The following is a 17,318-nucleotide window of genomic DNA, read 5'->3' as shown; positions in this document are numbered from 1 at the left end:
ACAACTGTTTATTTGGTATTTAATATTGATAAATAACATTTAAAAGCAGCCTGCACCTTCCATATTTCAAAGTGCAGGCTGCTTTTTAATCAACATTTTTCCGTTTCACGTGAAACTTTATGCTTGCTTCAATTTCAATGCATCCACTAATTGCGGCACAACTTCAAATAAATCGCCCACAATTCCATAATCCGCGATATTGAAAATCTGCGCATCCGGATCTTTATTAATGGCCACAATCGTTTTGCTGTCCTGCATACCCGCAACGTGTTGAATTGCACCGGAAATACCCACTGCAATATACAATTCCGGCGCAACAATCTTGCCGGTCTGCCCTACTTGGCTATCATTGGGCGCATATTCCGCATCAACGGCGGCGCGACTGGCACCAATTGCGGCACCCAAAACATCGGCCAATGGTGTCAATACTGCGTTAAATTGCTCCGCACTGCCCAAAGCACGGCCGCCGGACACGACAACGCGTGCCTGCGTCAATTCAGGCCGGTCGGACTGTGTGAGTTCGCGCGATACAAAACGGCTTAGATTTTGAGCCGGAGTGGCCGCAACACTGACTATTTCAGCCGCCTGATTGCCCAACTCCGCAGCACCGAATGTACTGGTACGGAATGTTAATACCAATTTTTTTGCATTGCTTTGAACTGTTGTAAACACGTTCCCCGCATAAATTGGGCGGATAAATGTTTGATTATCCAAAATTTCCGTTAAATCTGAAATTTGCGGACAATCCAATAAAGCGGCAACGCGCGGCATAATATTTTTACCGACAGCACTCGCCGCTGCGCCAATATGCGTGTAGTGTTCAGCCAAAGACACCATCAAAGGCGCGATTTCCTCTGCTAAACATTCCGTATAATGTGGGGCATCAGCATGCAATACTTTGCTTACCCCTTTGATTTTGCTTGCCTGTTCCGAAATATTTTGCACATTGCTGCCCGCCACCAATACGTGGACTTCACCCAATTTTTGTGCCGCATAAACCGCATGGAGCGTGTTTTGGTGCAGTTGTTCGCCATTATGTTCCGCAAAAATTAAAACTGACATATTCACTCCTTTAAATTACTTTGGCAGCGGTTAATTTTTCAACCAATTCAGCCGCATTGGCCACTTTGATACCGGCCTGGCGGGCTTTGGGTTCCGCATATTTCTGCACGGACAAACGCGGCGTTATATCCACACCAAATTCATCAATAGACCGTTTTTCCAATGTTTTTTTCTTTGCCGCCATCAAGTTGGGCAATTTCACAAAGCGCGGTTCGTTCAAACGCAAATCGGTGCTGATGACCGCAGGAAGTTTCAAAGCCAGTGTTTCCAAACCGCCGTCAATCTCCCGTGTAACCACCACTTCCTGTTCATTCAGCACCACTTTGCTGGCAAATGTCGCTTGCGGCGCATTCATCAATGCCGCCAACATTTGGGCGGTTTGGTTGGCATCATCGTCAATAGCCTGTTTACCTAACAAGCAAAGTTGAACTTGTTCTGTTTCGGCAATTTTTTTCAGGATTTTCGCTACTGCCAAAGGTTCTAATTTTTCATCCGTTTCCACATGAATGGCACGGTCGGCACCCATTGCCAACGCTGTTCGCAACACGTCCTCGCATTTTTTCTCGCCCAGCGATACAACCACGATTTCGCTGATTTTGCCGGCTTCTTTCAAGCGGACAGCTTCTTCCACTGCGATTTCATCAAACGGATTCATCGACATTTTGACATTGCCAATTTCCACATCAGAACCGTCCGCTTTCACGCGCACCTTCACATTGAAATCGACAACACGTTTGACAGCAACTAATGCTTTCATGCACTTTCCTTTTTGTATCAATAAAATAAAGCGACAAAACAAAAGGTTAAATTGTCGCTTGTCCGTGTTTATTTTAGCTGAAAACCGTGGTTTTGAATACCGTTATCGAATAATTATCCTAAAAGCAGCCTGCACTATTTTTGCAGCACCAATTTGATATGCGGTTTGACGGGTATGGAGTCCATCAGCCCCAATTCTTTGCGTTGTTCATCGCTTAACAAATCCGACCAATCGCCTTTTTTATACCATTCCGCACCATCCATTTCTATCGGATGCTGAATGCGCTCGCAACCATTGCCGCATTGCAAATCGTCGGCCGAACAATATTTGTCGCAGCCCCAGCAAATTCTTTCGGGATGTTTTGGGGCAATCGGAAATTTTTTAGCCATTTTGTTATTTCCTATGACACAAAATAAAACAATGGGCGGTTATACGCCTATTTTTTTGCCAAAACAAGCCAAAAAGCAGCCTGCACTTTTAGGGATAATCGATTTTTGTCCACAGCTATCGTCTTTTTAATAAAAAATATCCACAATCTTCCTCAAGCAAATTTTTCCTTTCCATTAAAGTTATACACAAACCAAAATCAGGCTAATTTATTTATTTTTCAAGAAAAATCAGAATATGCACAAGAAAGAGGCACATCTATATCAACATCATAAAATATATATCAAATTATTTAACCTTAATAATTGTCAAACAAATATTGTGAAACCATTCCCAATGCGTTAAAGTTTCGCATTTTGCATAAACAAGCAGACGGAATTCAAAATGAAAGGTGATATTGGTGTAATCGGCTTGGCCGTGATGGGACAAAACCTGATTTTAAATATGAACGACAAGGGTTTTAAAGTCGTGGCATACAACCGCACCACCAGCAAAGTGGACGATTTTTTAAACGGCGCTGGCAAAGGCACTCAGATTATCGGTGCCCACAGTTTGCAAGAGTTGGTAGATAAACTTGAGAAACCGCGAAAAATCATGATGATGGTTCGTGCAGGCAGCGCCGTGGACGAATTTATCGAACAGATTGTGCCGTATCTGGACAAGGGCGATATCCTGATTGACGGTGGCAATGCCAATTATCCGGACACCAACCGCCGTTGCATCGAGCTGGCGGAAAAAGGCATTCGTTTTATCGGTGCAGGCGTTTCAGGCGGCGAAGAAGGCGCGCGCCACGGCCCTTCCATCATGCCGGGCGGCGATGTTTCCGCTTGGGAATTTGTGAAACCTATTTTTCAAGCCATTGCGGCAAAAACGCCTGCGGGCGAACCCTGCTGCGACTGGGTGGGCGACCAAGGCGCCGGGCACTTTGTGAAAATGGTGCACAACGGCATTGAATACGGCGATATGCAGTTGATTTGCGAGGCTTATCAGTTCATGAAAGAAGGCCTGTGCATGACGCATGAAGAAATGCACGAAACGTTCCAACAATGGCAGAAAACCGAACTGGATTCCTACTTAATCGACATCACCACCGATATTCTGGCGTATAAAGACAGCGACGGTTCGCCGCTGGTTGAAAAAATTCTGGATACCGCCGGGCAAAAAGGCACAGGCAAATGGACGGGCATTAACGCTTTGGACATGGGCATTCCGCTGACGCTGATTACCGAATCGGTATTTGCACGCTGCGTATCCGCGTTAAAAGACCAGCGCACAGCGGCGGCACGCTTGTTCCCGCACAGTGTCTGCAAAATCGAAGGCGACCGTGCGCAATGGTTGGAAGCGCTGCGGCAGACGTTGCTGGCCAGCAAAATCGTTTCGTATGCGCAAGGCTTTATGCTGATGCACGAAGCCAGCGAAACCTACGGCTGGAAATTGAATTACGGCAATACGGCGCTGCTTTGGCGTGCAGGCTGCATTATCCGCAGCGTGTTTTTGGGCAATATCCGCGATGCGTATGAAAAAAATCCCGATTTGGTGTGGCTGGGTCAAGACGATTATTTCCGCCAAATTTTGCAGGCTGCTTTGCCGCAATGGCGCAAAGTGGTGGCAAAATCCATCGAATCGGCCATTCCAATGCCCTGCATGACAGCAGCGCTGACCTTCTTGGACAGCTACACATCGGCACGGCTGCCGGCCAACCTGTTGCAGGCGCAACGCGATTATTTCGGCGCACACACATACGAGCGCGTAGATGCGCCGCGCGGCGAATTTTTCCACACCAACTGGACGGGCACGGGCGGCGATACTGCTTCGAGCACTTACGAAGTGTAAATTCAATAACCAAAACCAGTAACCAAAACAAAGTGCAGGCTGCTTTTCGAGATTCAAAAAGCAGCCTGCACTTTAATTTGCCGTGCGGTTAGGCAACCGTTATAGTGAATTAAAATCGCAATGATACGGCGTTGGCTCGCCTTGACGTACTATTTGTACGCCTTGCGGCTCGCCGCCTTGTCTCATTTTTATTTTAATCCACTATAATGTTTCGACACCGCAAAACGACTGCGGCACGTCATCAAGATTATCGAACGTCCGCCATTCGTAATTTTCAGGGTCGGCCAGCACCGCGCGCAGCAGCGCATTGTTGATGGCGTGGCCGGATTTATACCCTTCAAACGCGCCGATAATCGGATGGCCGACGATATACAAATCGCCAATCGCATCCAAAATCTTGTGGCGCACAAATTCATCGGGATAGCGCAGGCCGTCCGGATTCAGAACGTCGGTATCGTCAATCACAATCGCGTTGGTCAGATTGCCGCCCAGCCCCAGCCCGTGCTGGCGCATCATTTCCACTTCGTGCATAAACCCGAAGGTGCGCGCCCGTGCGATTTCTTCCAAATACGAGCTGCCTGCAAAATCAATTTCAAAACGCGGAGAAGAGCGGTTAAACACCGGATGGTCGAATTCAATCGTCAAGCCGACTTTAAACCCTTGATAAGGCTCGAAACGCACCCATTTACCCAGCTCTTTGATTTCCACCGTTTTGTTGATTTGCAGAAATTTTTTCAAGGCTTCCTGCTCCACCACGCCCGCATCTTGCAGCAGGAAGATAAAAGGCAGGCTGCTGCCGTCCATAATCGGGATTTCGGGCGCGTTCAATTCAATCGCCACATTATCAATGCCGTATGCCGCCAGTGCCGACATGATATGCTCAATCGTGCCGACCCGCGTGCCGTGCTCGGTAACGATGGTGGACGATAGCCGCGTGTCGTTAATCAAATACGGACTCAACACAATCGGCGCGCCCGCATCGCCCGACAAATCGGTGCGGCGGAACGAAATGCCCGCGTTTTCGGCGGCAGGATGCAGCGTCAGGCGCACGCGTTCGCCCGAATGCAGGCCCACCCCCGTGGCGCTGACCGATTTGGCCAATGTTCTTTGTTTCATACGCATTCCTTAATATCAAACGTGCCACATCATAACCGAAATTGCCGTGGCGCAAGATTGTTTTTGCTTATGCAACGCTTGAATAACGTTTATTTATCCACAGGGCGGATACGGCGGCATTATGTTATCCACATTCAGCTTATCGGCAAACAAGAATCCACGCACAAATTTAATCGGCAAAATTTATTAACAATTTGAAATGGTTTCAGACTTATTCACAGGCAGCCTGCACCTTCATAAAAATCTTCTAAAAAATATATTCTATTTAAATATAAATATTCAGTTTAAAAGCAGCCTGCACCCCAAAAAAATTTGAGCAACACCGCTGCTTTATGGGAAAATACGGCTTTCCCACGTTTCATCTGAATGGAGTCACACAATGAGCGTTAAAGTAGCGATTAATGGATTTGGCCGCATCGGCCGTTTGGCACTGCGCCGCATCGTACAGACAGAAGGTATCGAAGTCGTTGCCATCAACGATTTGACACCTGCCGACATGCTGGCGCATTTGTTTAAGTACGACACCACTCAAGGCCGCTTTCAAGGCGAAGTCGAGCTGAAAGGCGACAAACTGGTCGTGAACGGCAAAGAAATTTCGGTATTTGCCAAACCGAATCCGGAAGAATTGCCCTGGGGTGAATTGGGAATTGACGTGGTGCTGGAATGCACGGGCTTTTTCACCAGCAAAGACAAAGCCGAAGCGCATATCCGCGCAGGCGCACGCAAAGTAGTGATTTCCGCACCGGGCGGCGATGACGTGAAAACCGTGGTCTTCAATGTGAACCACCAAATCTTGGACGGCAGCGAAACCGTAATTTCCGCCGCTTCCTGCACCACCAACTGCCTGGCGCCCATGGCGAAAGTGCTGCAAGACCAATTCGGCGTGGTGCAAGGCCTGATGACAACCGTGCATGGTTACACCGGCGACCAAAACACATTGGACGCGCCGCACCGCAAAGGCGACAAACGCCGTGCGCGCGCTGCAGCGGAAAACATCATTCCGAACAGTACAGGCGCAGCCAAAGCCATCGGTTTGGTGATTCCCGAGCTGAAAGGCAAATTAGACGGCGCGGCACAACGCGTGCCTGTGGCCACCGGTTCTTTGACCGAATTGGTTTGCGTGCTGGAAAAAACCGTGAGCAAAGAAGAAATCAATGCTGCGATGAAAGCCGCTGCGAACGAATCTTTCGGTTATACCGAAGACGAAATCGTATCGTCCGACATTATCGGCATGAACTTCGGTTCGCTGTTTGATGCGACACAAACGCGCGTGCAAACCGTCGGCAATTCGCAGTTGGTGAAAACCGTTGCCTGGTATGATAACGAAATGTCGTATGCCAGCCAATTGGTGCGCGTGTTGAAATATTTTGCCGAAAAAATTTAAGCGCGCATAAAAAGCAGCCTGCACTTCAAATTCGAAAGTGCAGGCTGCTTTTGTTTGGTTTATTTGCCAATACAGAAACGCGAGAAAATCACACCCAGCAAATCGTCCGATGTAAATTCCCCGGTAATCTGGTTGCAGGCTGCCTGCGCCAAACGCAGGTGTTCCGCCAAAAGTTCGATGTGGTTGTTGTCGCACAATGCCGCATTTTCCAGCTCCGCTTGTGCCGTTTGCAGTGCGTGAATATGCCGCGTGCGCGCCAAAAACAGGCCTTCGCTTTCGCCCTGCCAACCAATTTGCTGCAACAGCGCCGCTTTCAGCAAATCCAAACCCGCGCCTGTTTTGGCGGATAATGAAATCACAGTATCCGCGCCGGAAAGCGATTGTGCCGCCGCATCGTCCGAGCGGGCAGCCTGCACATTGCGCAAATCGATTTTGTTGTGCACTTCGATACGTTTCAAATGCGCAGGCAGCCTGCACATGATGTCGCGTGTGGTTTTGTTGATGCCTTCGGACGGGTCCACTAAAATCAGCGCAACATCGGCATTCTGCACCGCCTTTTCGCTGCGCTCGATACCGATTTTTTCCACCACGTCGTCGGTCTGCCGCAAACCGGCGGTATCGGTAATGTGGATAGGCACGCCGTCCAACGTGATTTGTTCGCGCACCGTGTCGCGCGTGGTGCCGGCAATATCGGTCACAATCGCCACATCGTCGCCCGCCAGCGCATTAAGCAGGCTGGATTTGCCCACATTCGGCGCACCCACCAGTACCACGCTCATGCCGTCGCGCAAAATCGCACCTTGCCGCGCATTGGCTAAAATGTCCGCCAACTGTGTTTGCAGCGCGCGCAGTTTGCCTTTCGCATCGGCCGCTTCCAGAAAATCGATGTCTTCTTCGGGAAAATCCAGCGTGGCTTCCACCAGCATCCGCAGCGTGATTAAATCGTCTACCAAGGTGTGGATTTGCGCGGAAAACGCGCCTTTGAGCGAGCGAACCGCCATGCGCGCGGCAGATTGGCTGGATGCGTCAATCAAATCGGCAACGCTTTCGGCCTGCGCCAAATCCAGTTTGTTGTTCAGAAAGGCGCGTTTGGTGAATTCGCCCGCTTCGGCAATGCGCGCGCCCAGTTCCAAACAGCGTTGCAGCAGCATTTGCAGCACGATTTGGCCGCCGTGGCCCTGCAATTCGAGCACGTCTTCGCCGGTGAAGCTGGCGGGCGCGGTAAAATACAGCAGCAGCCCGTTGTCGATGGCGTTGCCTTGGGCATCGAGAAAATCGGTGTAAAGCGCGGTGCGCGGTTCCGGGGTTTTGCCGCCGGTGATTTGTTGCGCGAACGGCAACAGGTTTTTGCCCGATATACGGACAACGCCGACCCCGCCGCGCCCGTTGGCGGTGGCAATGGCGGCGATGGTGGGTGGTGTGCCTGTGGATAACATAACATCAATCCGGAAATAAAAACAAAATTATAACATTGGGCAGCGGCGAAATATTGTCCGCATGACGGGGATTGCCGTATAATGCAACGCTAATCGACAGAATTTCATCATCTTGAATTAAGGAAAGAATATGAAAAAAATGATTTTGGCTGCCATTTTGGCGACAGTTTCCGCGGTTTCTATGGCGGAAGGTACGAACGGCCATTTCACCGGTTTCGGTGTGGGCGCTGAATTGGGCGCGACCGATTGGAGCGACGGCGGCCGCACGGTAGCGGATGTGAATGCGGTCGGCTCTTACGGCTTTGCATTCCCTGGCACGGAATTGGTCGGCCAGGCAGATGTGAAATACAATTTCGGCAACGGCCGTGTGTATTCGGACAACGGTGTGAGCATTAAGGCACGCAACACATTCAGCGTGGGCTATGCACAGGGCTACCGCGTTACGCCGAACATTATGCCTTATGCCAAAGTTTCTTATGTATCAACCGATTTGAAAGCGTCTTCCGGCGGCCTTTTTGGTTCTAGCCGCGTGCACGGCGTGGGCGTGGGTGTCGGTGCGAAAATGGCGGTGGATTCCAATGTGGAATTGGGCGCGGAATACCAACACGCGCGTTTGTCCAACAGCGATTTTGACGGCCACCTGAAAACAAACAGTTTCAATGTTGGCGCGGCAATCCGTTTTTAATTGAATCACATAACCAAGTGCAGGCTGCTTTTGAGCGTTTAAAAAGCAGCCTGCACTTTTTCCAATGTTCCGAAAGGCCATTATGCAACACCTGGTGCAAAGCATCGGCACAGTATCGTCGCCCTATACGCAGAAATTCGGGATTCCGCGCCAGCCGCAGCTGGTGGCGCAGGCGCGAATCTGTATCACGCTGAATGCCGAATTTTCTGCCGATTGTGTGCGCGGATTGGACGGGTTCGAATATATTTGGGTGCAGTTCCTGTTTCACGATGCGGTACAGGAAGGCTGGTCGGAAATGGTGCGGCCGCCGCGGCTGGGCGGTAAAAAGAAAATGGGCGTGTTTGCCACGCGAAGCCCGCACCGGCCGAACCATTTGGGTTTGTCGCTGCTGCCGCTGGAACGCGTGGAAATTGTCAACGGGCAGGTGCGGATTTGGTGTTCCGGCGGCGATTTGCTGGACGGCACGCCTGTGTTGGACATCAAGCCCTATATCCCGTTTGTTGAAGCGAAACCTGATGCACGGGCGGGATTTGTACAGGGTGCACCTGAATTGCTGAAGGTGGTGTGGCAGGCTGCGGCGCAACAATGCGGCTTGGACGCGGAAACACAGTTGCTGATTGAAAGCAGCATTGCGCAAGACCCAAGACCGGCCTATCAAAACCTTCCGGAGCGTGTTTACGGCATGGAGATTGCAGGCTGGAACGTTCATTTCCGAATTGTGGATAAAACAGCGTATATTGAAGGTTGCGCGCCCTGCAAAAGCAGCCTGCACTTGAAATAATCCGTTTTTTAAATGGAAAACAAGATTGAATTTCCTGTGAATAAATAGCATAACCCAATAAAATTATTTAATATTTTAAAATTGATGAAAAAACAGGCAGTCGAGTGGTCAGGAAAGGGCGGGTAATGACGATAATTGTGGATAAAGGTGTGGAAAGATGACGGAAACAGAACGCTTTGCTTGGGTGCAACTGGCTTTCACGCCGTATATTGGGGCGGAAAGTTTTACACAGCTTATCGAACATTGCGGCAGTGCGGAGGAGGCATTGAAGGCTCCGGCGGCTTTGGTGGCGCAACTGGGGCGGTATGGCAAACAGGCGGCCGCTGCGTGGCACGATACCGACAAAGCCAAAATGGCCTGCGAAGCCGCATTCAACTGGGAAAAGCAGCCCGATTGCAGGCTGCTTTTGTCGTGCGATGACGATTTTCCCATGCGACTGAAAGAAGGGCTGACACCGCCGCCCGTATTGTTTGTGCGCGGCAATGCCGATTTGTTGCGGCAGGCGTCGGTCGGCATTGTCGGCAGCCGTCATGCGACACCACAGGCCATGCGGATTTCGGCCGATTTCGGCCGCGCATTGAGCGAACGGAACATTACCGTGATTTCCGGCATGGCTGCGGGTATCGATACTGCGGCACACCACGGCGCTTTGCAAGGTGCAGGCAGCACTATTGCCGTGTGGGGCACGGGCATTGACCGCATTTATCCGCAAAGCAATCAGAAATTGGCTTACCAGATTGCCGAACAAGGTGCGATTGTATCGGAATTCCCATTGGGAACGCGCCCTTTGGCCGGTAATTTCCCCCGCAGAAACCGATTGATTGCAGGTTTTGCGCAGGCTGTTTTGGTGGTGGAAGCCGCATTGGAAAGCGGTTCGCTCATCACGGCGCGGCTGGCAGGCGAAATGGGGCGCGAAGTAATGGCTATCCCGGGTTCTATCGACAATCCGCACAGCAAAGGCTGCCACAAACTGATTAAAGACGGTGCAAAACTGGTGGAGTGCTTGGACGATATTTTGAGTGAATGCCCCGAATTGCTGCAAAAAAGTATGGAATCAAGCGCATCTACGCAATTATCCACAAAACTATCCACAAAACTATCCACAAGAAAACGGGCGAATGTTTCACGTGAAAACAAGCAGCCTGCACTGATGGAAATACCACAGCAGGTAGTTGCGGCGGTGGAAGGAAATTCTCTACTCGCCATGATGGGATATGACCCTATCCATCCTGATTTATTAGCAGAAAAATGCAAACTGGCGACTGATGAAATTTATGCGCAACTGACGGAATTGGAATTGGACGGCGTGGTGGCGGCTATGCCGGGCGGGCGTTTCCAGCGGATTAAATGAAAAGTTACTGAAATTTATCCACAGGAAGCGGGAAAGGGTGCAGGCTGCTTTTTGAATGGATTTTGTTTATAATGGCCGTTTTAAACGGTGGATAAAATGGCACGAAAACAATCTCCTAAACAATTTGAAGACGCGATGGCGCGATTGGAAGTGATTGTGCAGAATTTGCAAAATCCCGTGGTTTCTCTGGAAGATGCGTTGGCTAATTATCAGGAAGGCGTTGAGCTGGTTCAGTTTTGCCAAAACAAATTGACGGCGGCGGAGCAGCTTTTGCAGGTGTTGAACCAAAATCAATTACGCAGTTTGGAATTAGAAGAAAATGAATGACTTGCAGTTGTGGCAAAAACGTGTTGCGGCACAAACCGAAATCATATTGCAGCAAAAACTGCCCCAAATCAGCCAAGAACCTGTCGTGCTGCACGAAGCCATGCGGTATAGCGCGCTGGATGGCGGCAAACGGCTGCGGCCTTTGCTGGTTTGGGCGGCTTCGCAACTGGGTGATTCGGTGCAGGCTGCCTGCGAAGCGGCAATGGCGGCTGTTGAGTGCATACATGTTTATTCGTTGGTGCATGACGATATGCCGGAAATGGACAACGACCAACTGCGCCGCGGCAAGCCCACTTGCCATGTGCAATTTGGCGATGCCGTTGCATTACTGACGGGCGATGCGCTGCAAACGCTGGCATTCGATATTTTGTCCGCTGCCACAGAACTGCCTGCCGAACGCCAGTTGAAAATGGTGCAGGTGTTGGCAAAAGCCTCCGGCAGTTTGGGAATGGCGGGCGGACAAGCTATTGATTTGGCCAATGTGGGCAAAGATATGAAGCAGCCTGCACTGGAACAAATGCACGGTTTGAAAACAGGCGCGTTAATTCGGGCGGCGGTGCAACTGGGCGGTTTGAGCTGCCCGCAAATCACAGCCGACCAATTAGCACGGCTGGATGCGTATGCCGCCAAATTGGGATTGGCATTCCAAGTGATTGACGATGTGCTGGATTGCGAAGCAGACACGGCGACATTGGGCAAAACCGCAGGTAAAGATGCCGACAATAACAAGCCGACTTATGTGAAGCTGATGGGGTTGCAGGCTGCCCGCAAATATGCCGAACAACTGGTGCGCGAAGCAGTGACCGAATTGGCAGTATTTGACGAACGCGCGCAGTATTTGCGCCAGCTGGCGGAATATGTGGTTGCCCGAAACCATTAAAATTTTGACAAAACAAAAAAATATCGGCATAATGACGCGTTTCCAGTTCTGCGGAAACGCAGGATATTTTTAACCATAAATTCTCATGGAGTTGAGTATGTACGCGGTCGTAAAAACCGGCGGTAAACAATACAAAGTTACCGTTGGCGAGAAATTAAACGTAGAACAGATACCTGCCGAACTCGACAGCCAAATCGAACTGACTGAAGTTTTGATGATTGCTGACGGCGATAAAGTTCAAGTGGGTGCGCCTTTCGTATCCGGTGCGAAAGTTGTCGCAAAAGTGGTAGAACATGGCCGCGGCGAAAAAATCCGCATTTTCAAAATGCGCCGCCGCAAACACTACCAAAAACGTCAAGGTCACCGCCAAAACTACACACGCATCGAAATCGTGTCTATTGGCTAATTTAAACAAGTCTAGGAGTATCTAACATGGCAAGTAAAAAAGCTGGCGGTAGCACCCGCAACGGTCGCGATTCAGAAGCTAAACGCTTGGGCGTGAAAGCCTACGGCAATGAGTTGATTCCTGCTGGTTCTATCATTGTTCGCCAACGCGGCACCAAATTTCACGCAGGCAACAATGTAGGCATGGGTAAAGACCACACTTTGTTTGCAAAAGTTGATGGTTATGTGGAATTTACCACCAAAGGTGCATTGAACCGCAAAACTGTAAGCATCCGTCCATACGAAGGCGCGGAAAACTAAAATCGATATGGTTTGGAAACCTGTTAATGTGAAAACATTGGCAGGTTTTTGCGTTTTGGTGATGATTAAAATTTCGTTGAAATAATGTTGCTTTCAACATGAATGATATGAAACGCCAATAAAGGCGCGCTGCACTTTGCTAAAAGCAGCCTGCACGGTGTTATCGCATAGCAAATTTTGCTATAATCACGCCTTTGTTTTGCCAACCAGAGACAAATTATGCTGACTGCTATTCCTTATTTTCAACAAAATCTTGAAGCCGATTTAAGTCGGGTGAATGTGGTCATTAACCGTGCAGTTCAATCTGATGTGGCATTGATTTCCCAAATCGGTACATACATTATTGGTTCGGGTGGAAAACGGTTGCGCCCTATATTGACGATTTTGTCCGGCAAATGCCTGGGGTATGATGACGATAAACTGTATTCTCTGGCGGCAATGGTGGAATTTATCCACACATCAACGCTGTTGCATGACGATGTTGTCGATGAAAGCGAATTGCGGCGTGGTCGCAAAACCGCTAATAATTTGTTTGGCAATGCAGCGGCGGTGTTGGTGGGCGACTTTCTATATACGCGCGCTTTTCAGTTGATGGTGGGTTCTGGCAGCTTGAAAATTTTGGAAGTGATGGCCGATGCAACCAACATCATTGCCGAAGGCGAAGTGATGCAGTTGATGAATATCGGCAATGTGGACATTACCGAGCAGCAGTATTTGCAGGTAATTCAATATAAAACGGCCAAACTTTTTGAAGCGGCGGCACAAGTCGGCGCTATTTTGGCGGGTGCTGATGATGAACAGGAACGGGCACTCAAAGAGTTCGGCATGTATATGGGAACCGCATTTCAGATTGTGGACGATGTGCTGGATTATTCGGGTAGTGTGGAACAAATCGGTAAAAATGTCGGCGATGATTTGGCGGAAGGTAAACCAACTTTGCCGCTGATTTATTTGATGCAGCAAGGCAGTCAAGCGGCGCGTCAAGATGTCCGCACCGCTTTGCAAAATGCCGACCGTGCTTATTTCGACAAAATTCATCAATACGTTACCGAATCTGATGTGCTTGAATACTGCATGACACAGGCCAAAGAAGCGGTGAACCAAGCCATTCATTGTCTGAAACGCCTTCCGGATAACGAAGTTACCCAAGCCATGCGGCAAATGGCAGAATTATCGGTAGTGCGGGCCGCATAATGGCAAATATCAATTATGTTGCAGTATTTTTAATCACATTGACGCTGTTAGGCGTGTTAAGCAACAACAGCACGCTGACCATTTCCGCCGCCTTATTATTGCTTATCCAGCAGACAGCACTTTCCGCTTACTTGCCGTTTATTGAAAAACACGGTGTGTATGTAGGGATTATCGTTCTGACCATCGGTGTATTGAGTCCGCTTGTGTCGGGCAAAATCGCTTTGCCGCATATTACTGAATTGGCCAGTCTTAAAATGATTGGCGCTATCTGTATCGGCATATTTGTTGCATGGCTGGCAGGGCGCGGTGTACCGCTGATGACGGAACAGCCCACCGTGGTCATCGGTTTGATGTTGGGCACGATTATCGGCGTTGCTTTTCTTGGCGGCATTCCCGTAGGGCCGCTGATTGCCGCCGGATTACTGTCTCTTTTTGTGGGAAAAGTTTGAAGACTCGCTATAGTTCAACGGATAGAACGCATGCCTCCTAAGCGTGAAATACAGGTTCGATTCCTGTTGGCGAGGCCAATCAAAAGCAGCCTGCACTTTATTTTTCAAAGTGCAGGCTGCTTTTTTAATGAATATTTACTACGTAACGTCATCCCAAGTTAAGCCGAATTTCGCCAGATATTTTCGTAACCTATCGCTATCGTTCGGTTTTTCTTTGGCCAAACGGGAAACATTGAACAGCACCCGCCCTGCCGCTGCCAAACTTTGATGTTTCCGGCAAACCAAAATGACATTTTCCAACTGCATCCGGTCGAAATAATCCAAATTTTCAGGCAGCCTGCACATATTGTCCGCACACTGGTTCGCATCTTCAAATCCGTCTTGCCAGCCCCATTTCAGCCGCTCGATTTCCGCCTGAACCAATTCAACCGTAATCCGCCCCTGCGTTGCCAGAGTGGACAGGCGGGTGATGCTGGCGGCCAAATCACGGAAATTTCCCAGCCAAAGGGCTTGTTCCGATAAAGAAAATTTCAAATATTCCGCTTTTGCTTCCGCATTGAAACGTGTTGTTCGCCCCAATTCCTGCGATACCAATGCCAACTGGTGCTCAATGTTCGGTTCAATATCCTCCCGCCGCTGTGCCAAACTGGGCAAGTGGTAATGCCAAAGATTGATTCGGGCAAACAAATCCTCCCGAAAACGGCCGGCGCGGACTTCTGCACGCAAATCACGGTTTGTTCCTGCAATCAACAGAAAATCGCTGGAAATTTCGCTGTCACTGCCGATTGGGTAAAACTTTTTCTCTTCAATGGCTTTTAACAACATAGCCTGCTCATCTAGGCCCAATTCGCCGATTTCATCCAAAAAAAGAATGCCTTTATCGGCACTTTTCAGCCAACCGTCCCGCTTTTCAGCTGCGCCGGTAAATGCTCCCTTTTTGTGCCCGAACAATGCAGAAGCCGCGCCATCGCCACGCAAAACGGCACAATTGACATCGATAAATCTTCCGGAAATCAAATGCCTGGATTTTTTCAATTCGTAAATACGTTTTGCCAGCATGGATTTTCCCGCGCCCGTTGCACCGCTCAACAAAATTGGCGAAGGAGAATGCAGCGCTACTTGTTCCAGTTCGGCAATCATGCGGTTAAAGTTTGGATTTTTTGTGGGAATGCCGCTTTTTAAATACAAAACCGCGTCATTGCGCACCGCTGCCAAACGTTCAGCCAGTACATCGTAACGCGCTAAATCCAAATCAATGAACTCCAAGCTGCCGACATCGCCGTTCACCATATTTTTTTGCTGGTTTTTGGGCGGTGCTGTTTGCAGTAAAACCGATGGGATTTGACGGCTTTCCACTAATAGGAACAGGCAGATTTGTGCGACATGTGTGCCAGTTGTGATGTGGGTGATGTAATTTTCTTTTTCAATATCAAAAGGGTAATGGTGTGCCCATTCATGCAGCTTAGTATAAACCTCACTGAAATCCCAAGGATTTTCCATTTCTAGCGGTATGAAATTGACTTCTGTGTGCGGCGAAACCTGCTGAATATCCGATTTTATACGTTCCGCCAGCGCTAAAAATTTGGTTTGTATCAATAATTCCACTCGGTCAAACTGGAAATCCGGGTATTGGTGCATGGCCACATTGGGGCGCCATTTGCGCCATCGGCCATTGCCTTGCCCGCTGTTATCTAAAACAGTGCCAAGAAAACTGACCACAACATTCTTTTTTGAACTATCCATTTTTATAAATCTATATTTATTTAGCTATAAAATTCATTATAAAGCAGATGTTGTACAACGAACAAAATAAAAAATATTTTATTGATATTCAATCTATTGCTTGAAGAAAAAGCAGCCTGCACTTTGTTTGGCACAATGCTTGCAAATAGAAAAGCAGCCTGCACATTCGCGGAATGATGCAGTATTGCAGGATAACCTGCATCACAACAAAACAGGAAAGATGAAAATGCAAAAATTTATTTTATTGCGCGGCCATCAAGGTTCGGGCAAATCTACATTCGCGGAACAAAAAATAGCAGAATTTCAAAAAGAATTTCCCAATGCGCAAATCGTACACATTGAAAACGACAAAGAATTGACCGATGAAAACGGCGTGTATCGTTTCAGCAGGGAAGCCCTTGCCCAAGCACAGCAAAAGGGAATGGCGGCATTGAAAAATACGCTGAAATTTGGACAGCAGCACAAACAAAACCCAATTTTAATCATCAATTCGAACACTAATCAAAAAGCCAATGCGTGCCGTTCCCTGTTGGATTTGGCAAAAAAATTCGGTTTTGAAACAGAAGTATACCGATTGCACAATTTTTATCCAAATCTGCACCATGTGCCTGAAAGCGATGTGTTGGCGGCGTATTTCCGATTAAACCAAAATCGGGTAAAAGGCGAAATCCATGTGCCTGCCGAACAGCCGATTTCTGCGGCGAAGCAGGCTGTCATTGATGAAATGGCGAAATTCCACCGGATGCCGCTGGATTTTGACGAAACACAGCAAACATACGTTACACAAAGGTTTTTACAATGCGGGCAACGTGATTTCACAGCGAAAACATCGCAAAAATATCCTAAATTGCGCGTGTTGAAATACCGCAGTTCGGTGTTTTATGAAAACCGGTTCAACGATGCGTTGCTGGAAATGCGCGGTTTGGTAGTGGATGCGCATGGCCGGATTATTGTCCGTCCGTTTAAGAAGGTGTTCAATTATTCGGAGCGGATTGCCAAAAATTCAAAATATCCGATTGAAATATCGGAAAATCATTTGGTTGATGCAGTGGTGAAAGTGAACGGTTTCTTGGGCGTTTGCACGCATGTCCGCCTGCCGGAAGACCATCCGAGCTTTGGTGCGGCTTTTCAAGGGAAAACGCTGTATTCCACCACGGGTTCGCTGGATAGCGGATTTGCCGAAATGGTGCAAAACCATTGTTCGCGCTATGAAAACATATTTATGGAG

Annotated in this window: 18 protein-coding genes and 1 tRNA gene; 13 read left to right on the top strand and 6 right to left on the bottom strand. The window is 48.8% G+C overall.

The annotated features are described in order from the left end of the window. Nucleotides 1–117 precede the first annotated feature (117 nt). From HMPREF9098_RS07290 to HMPREF9098_RS07280, 3 genes are all read right to left on the bottom strand, one after another. On the bottom strand, nucleotides 118–1,062 hold the full coding sequence (locus HMPREF9098_RS07290; protein ID WP_003783409.1) for an electron transfer flavoprotein subunit alpha/FixB family protein: 945 nt from the start codon (nucleotides 1,060–1,062) through the stop codon (nucleotides 118–120). Between the two features lie 10 nt (nucleotides 1,063–1,072). Further along, a complete protein-coding gene (locus HMPREF9098_RS07285; RefSeq protein WP_003783407.1) occupies nucleotides 1,073–1,819 on the bottom strand; it encodes an electron transfer flavoprotein subunit beta/FixA family protein in 747 nt (248 codons plus the stop codon). A gap of 134 nt (nucleotides 1,820–1,953) precedes the next feature. Continuing rightward, complete coding sequence (locus HMPREF9098_RS07280) at nucleotides 1,954–2,208, bottom strand: DUF3079 domain-containing protein (protein WP_003783406.1); 255 nt, start codon at nucleotides 2,206–2,208, stop codon at nucleotides 1,954–1,956. A gap of 382 nt (nucleotides 2,209–2,590) precedes the next feature. Between HMPREF9098_RS07280 and gnd the strand changes: the two genes are divergently transcribed. Then, nucleotides 2,591–4,039, top strand: a complete 1,449-nt coding sequence (gnd, locus tag HMPREF9098_RS07275; RefSeq protein WP_003783404.1) for a decarboxylating NADP(+)-dependent phosphogluconate dehydrogenase — start codon at nucleotides 2,591–2,593, stop codon at nucleotides 4,037–4,039. A 201-nt stretch (nucleotides 4,040–4,240) separates the two neighbouring features. Here gnd and lpxC read toward each other — a convergent pair whose 3' ends face one another. Beyond that, entirely contained in the window at nucleotides 4,241–5,155 is a 915-nt protein-coding gene (gene lpxC / locus HMPREF9098_RS07270) for a UDP-3-O-acyl-N-acetylglucosamine deacetylase (protein ID WP_040564353.1), read from the bottom strand. A 379-nt stretch (nucleotides 5,156–5,534) separates the two neighbouring features. Between lpxC and gap the strand changes: the two genes are divergently transcribed. Beyond that, nucleotides 5,535–6,539, top strand: coding sequence for a type I glyceraldehyde-3-phosphate dehydrogenase (gene gap, locus HMPREF9098_RS07265; RefSeq protein ID WP_003783401.1), 1,005 nt, complete (start codon nucleotides 5,535–5,537; stop codon nucleotides 6,537–6,539). Nucleotides 6,540–6,598: 59 nt separating this feature from the next. On the opposite strand, the gene mnmE is transcribed toward gap, so the two are convergent. After that, nucleotides 6,599–7,975: a tRNA uridine-5-carboxymethylaminomethyl(34) synthesis GTPase MnmE gene (mnmE, locus tag HMPREF9098_RS07260; RefSeq protein WP_003783400.1), complete on the bottom strand. Its 1,377-nt coding sequence runs from the start codon at nucleotides 7,973–7,975 to the stop codon at nucleotides 6,599–6,601. A 130-nt stretch (nucleotides 7,976–8,105) separates the two neighbouring features. Between mnmE and HMPREF9098_RS07255 the strand changes: the two genes are divergently transcribed. From HMPREF9098_RS07255 to HMPREF9098_RS07210, 10 genes are all read left to right on the top strand, one after another. Beyond that, nucleotides 8,106–8,660 carry an outer membrane beta-barrel protein gene (locus HMPREF9098_RS07255; RefSeq protein WP_003783398.1) on the top strand — a complete coding sequence of 185 codons (555 nt, stop codon included), beginning with the start codon at nucleotides 8,106–8,108 and terminating at the stop codon, nucleotides 8,658–8,660. Between the two features lie 82 nt (nucleotides 8,661–8,742). After that, nucleotides 8,743–9,441: a tRNA (N6-threonylcarbamoyladenosine(37)-N6)-methyltransferase TrmO gene (tsaA, locus tag HMPREF9098_RS07250; RefSeq protein ID WP_050781244.1), complete on the top strand. Its 699-nt coding sequence runs from the start codon at nucleotides 8,743–8,745 to the stop codon at nucleotides 9,439–9,441. Between the two features lie 157 nt (nucleotides 9,442–9,598). Next, complete coding sequence (gene dprA / locus HMPREF9098_RS07245) at nucleotides 9,599–10,792, top strand: DNA-processing protein DprA (protein ID WP_003783392.1); 1,194 nt, start codon at nucleotides 9,599–9,601, stop codon at nucleotides 10,790–10,792. 96 nt (nucleotides 10,793–10,888) lie between these two features. Next, entirely contained in the window at nucleotides 10,889–11,119 is a 231-nt protein-coding gene (gene xseB, locus HMPREF9098_RS07240; RefSeq protein WP_003783390.1) for an exodeoxyribonuclease VII small subunit, read from the top strand. Beyond that, the gene (locus HMPREF9098_RS07235) at nucleotides 11,112–11,999 is read left to right on the top strand and encodes a polyprenyl synthetase family protein (RefSeq protein ID WP_003783388.1); all 888 of its coding nucleotides are present in this window, start codon (nucleotides 11,112–11,114) and stop codon (nucleotides 11,997–11,999) included. Before xseB ends, HMPREF9098_RS07235 begins: the two co-directional genes overlap by 8 nt. Nucleotides 12,000–12,096: 97 nt before the next feature. Then, nucleotides 12,097–12,405 carry a 50S ribosomal protein L21 gene (gene rplU, locus HMPREF9098_RS07230; RefSeq protein ID WP_094576635.1) on the top strand — a complete coding sequence of 103 codons (309 nt, stop codon included), beginning with the start codon at nucleotides 12,097–12,099 and terminating at the stop codon, nucleotides 12,403–12,405. 26 nt (nucleotides 12,406–12,431) lie between these two features. Beyond that, the gene (gene rpmA, locus HMPREF9098_RS07225; protein ID WP_003783384.1) at nucleotides 12,432–12,704 is read left to right on the top strand and encodes a 50S ribosomal protein L27; all 273 of its coding nucleotides are present in this window, start codon (nucleotides 12,432–12,434) and stop codon (nucleotides 12,702–12,704) included. Nucleotides 12,705–12,923: 219 nt separating this feature from the next. Next, nucleotides 12,924–13,898, top strand: coding sequence for a polyprenyl synthetase family protein (locus HMPREF9098_RS07220; RefSeq protein ID WP_003783380.1), 975 nt, complete (start codon nucleotides 12,924–12,926; stop codon nucleotides 13,896–13,898). Continuing rightward, nucleotides 13,898–14,347: a DUF441 domain-containing protein gene (locus tag HMPREF9098_RS07215; RefSeq protein ID WP_003783378.1), complete on the top strand. Its 450-nt coding sequence runs from the start codon at nucleotides 13,898–13,900 to the stop codon at nucleotides 14,345–14,347. Before HMPREF9098_RS07220 ends, HMPREF9098_RS07215 begins: the two co-directional genes overlap by 1 nt. 3 nt (nucleotides 14,348–14,350) lie before the next feature. Beyond that, nucleotides 14,351–14,425: transfer RNA gene (locus HMPREF9098_RS07210), tRNA-Arg, on the top strand. 60 nt (nucleotides 14,426–14,485) lie between these two features. Here HMPREF9098_RS07210 and rtcR read toward each other — a convergent pair. Then, nucleotides 14,486–16,090: an RNA repair transcriptional activator RtcR gene (gene rtcR / locus HMPREF9098_RS07205; protein WP_003783377.1), complete on the bottom strand. Its 1,605-nt coding sequence runs from the start codon at nucleotides 16,088–16,090 to the stop codon at nucleotides 14,486–14,488. A 226-nt stretch (nucleotides 16,091–16,316) separates the two neighbouring features. Here rtcR and HMPREF9098_RS11745 point away from each other — a divergent pair. Continuing rightward, nucleotides 16,317–17,318 (top strand): AAA family ATPase (locus HMPREF9098_RS11745; protein WP_155803301.1); only part of this gene is annotated, 1,002 nt, incomplete at its 3' end.

Origin of the sequence: Kingella denitrificans ATCC 33394 (assembly GCF_000190695.1) — a bacterium.
Classification (GTDB): domain Bacteria; phylum Pseudomonadota; class Gammaproteobacteria; order Burkholderiales; family Neisseriaceae; genus Kingella_A; species Kingella_A denitrificans.
Note: the sequence above shows the minus strand (reverse complement) of the source record. Positions and strands in the feature narration are given on the sequence as shown.

Coding starts and splice junctions, on each gene's coding strand:
- rpmA (WP_003783384.1), top strand. CDS start 12,432: ATGGCAAGTAAAAAAGCTGGCGGTAGCACCCGCAACGGTCGCGATTCA.
- HMPREF9098_RS07215 (WP_003783378.1), top strand. CDS start 13,898: ATGGCAAATATCAATTATGTTGCAGTATTTTTAATCACATTGACGCTG.
- HMPREF9098_RS07290 (WP_003783409.1), bottom strand. CDS start 1,062: ATGTCAGTTTTAATTTTTGCGGAACATAATGGCGAACAACTGCACCAA.
- xseB (WP_003783390.1), top strand. CDS start 10,889: ATGGCACGAAAACAATCTCCTAAACAATTTGAAGACGCGATGGCGCGA.
- lpxC (WP_040564353.1), bottom strand. CDS start 5,155: ATGAAACAAAGAACATTGGCCAAATCGGTCAGCGCCACGGGGGTGGGC.
- HMPREF9098_RS07285 (WP_003783407.1), bottom strand. CDS start 1,819: ATGAAAGCATTAGTTGCTGTCAAACGTGTTGTCGATTTCAATGTGAAG.
- rplU (WP_094576635.1), top strand. CDS start 12,097: ATGTACGCGGTCGTAAAAACCGGCGGTAAACAATACAAAGTTACCGTT.
- tsaA (WP_050781244.1), top strand. CDS start 8,743: ATGCAACACCTGGTGCAAAGCATCGGCACAGTATCGTCGCCCTATACG.
- HMPREF9098_RS07280 (WP_003783406.1), bottom strand. CDS start 2,208: ATGGCTAAAAAATTTCCGATTGCCCCAAAACATCCCGAAAGAATTTGC.
- HMPREF9098_RS07235 (WP_003783388.1), top strand. CDS start 11,112: ATGAATGACTTGCAGTTGTGGCAAAAACGTGTTGCGGCACAAACCGAA.
- HMPREF9098_RS07220 (WP_003783380.1), top strand. CDS start 12,924: ATGCTGACTGCTATTCCTTATTTTCAACAAAATCTTGAAGCCGATTTA.
- dprA (WP_003783392.1), top strand. CDS start 9,599: ATGACGGAAACAGAACGCTTTGCTTGGGTGCAACTGGCTTTCACGCCG.
- gap (WP_003783401.1), top strand. CDS start 5,535: ATGAGCGTTAAAGTAGCGATTAATGGATTTGGCCGCATCGGCCGTTTG.
- HMPREF9098_RS07255 (WP_003783398.1), top strand. CDS start 8,106: ATGAAAAAAATGATTTTGGCTGCCATTTTGGCGACAGTTTCCGCGGTT.
- gnd (WP_003783404.1), top strand. CDS start 2,591: ATGAAAGGTGATATTGGTGTAATCGGCTTGGCCGTGATGGGACAAAAC.
- mnmE (WP_003783400.1), bottom strand. CDS start 7,975: ATGTTATCCACAGGCACACCACCCACCATCGCCGCCATTGCCACCGCC.
- rtcR (WP_003783377.1), bottom strand. CDS start 16,090: ATGGATAGTTCAAAAAAGAATGTTGTGGTCAGTTTTCTTGGCACTGTT.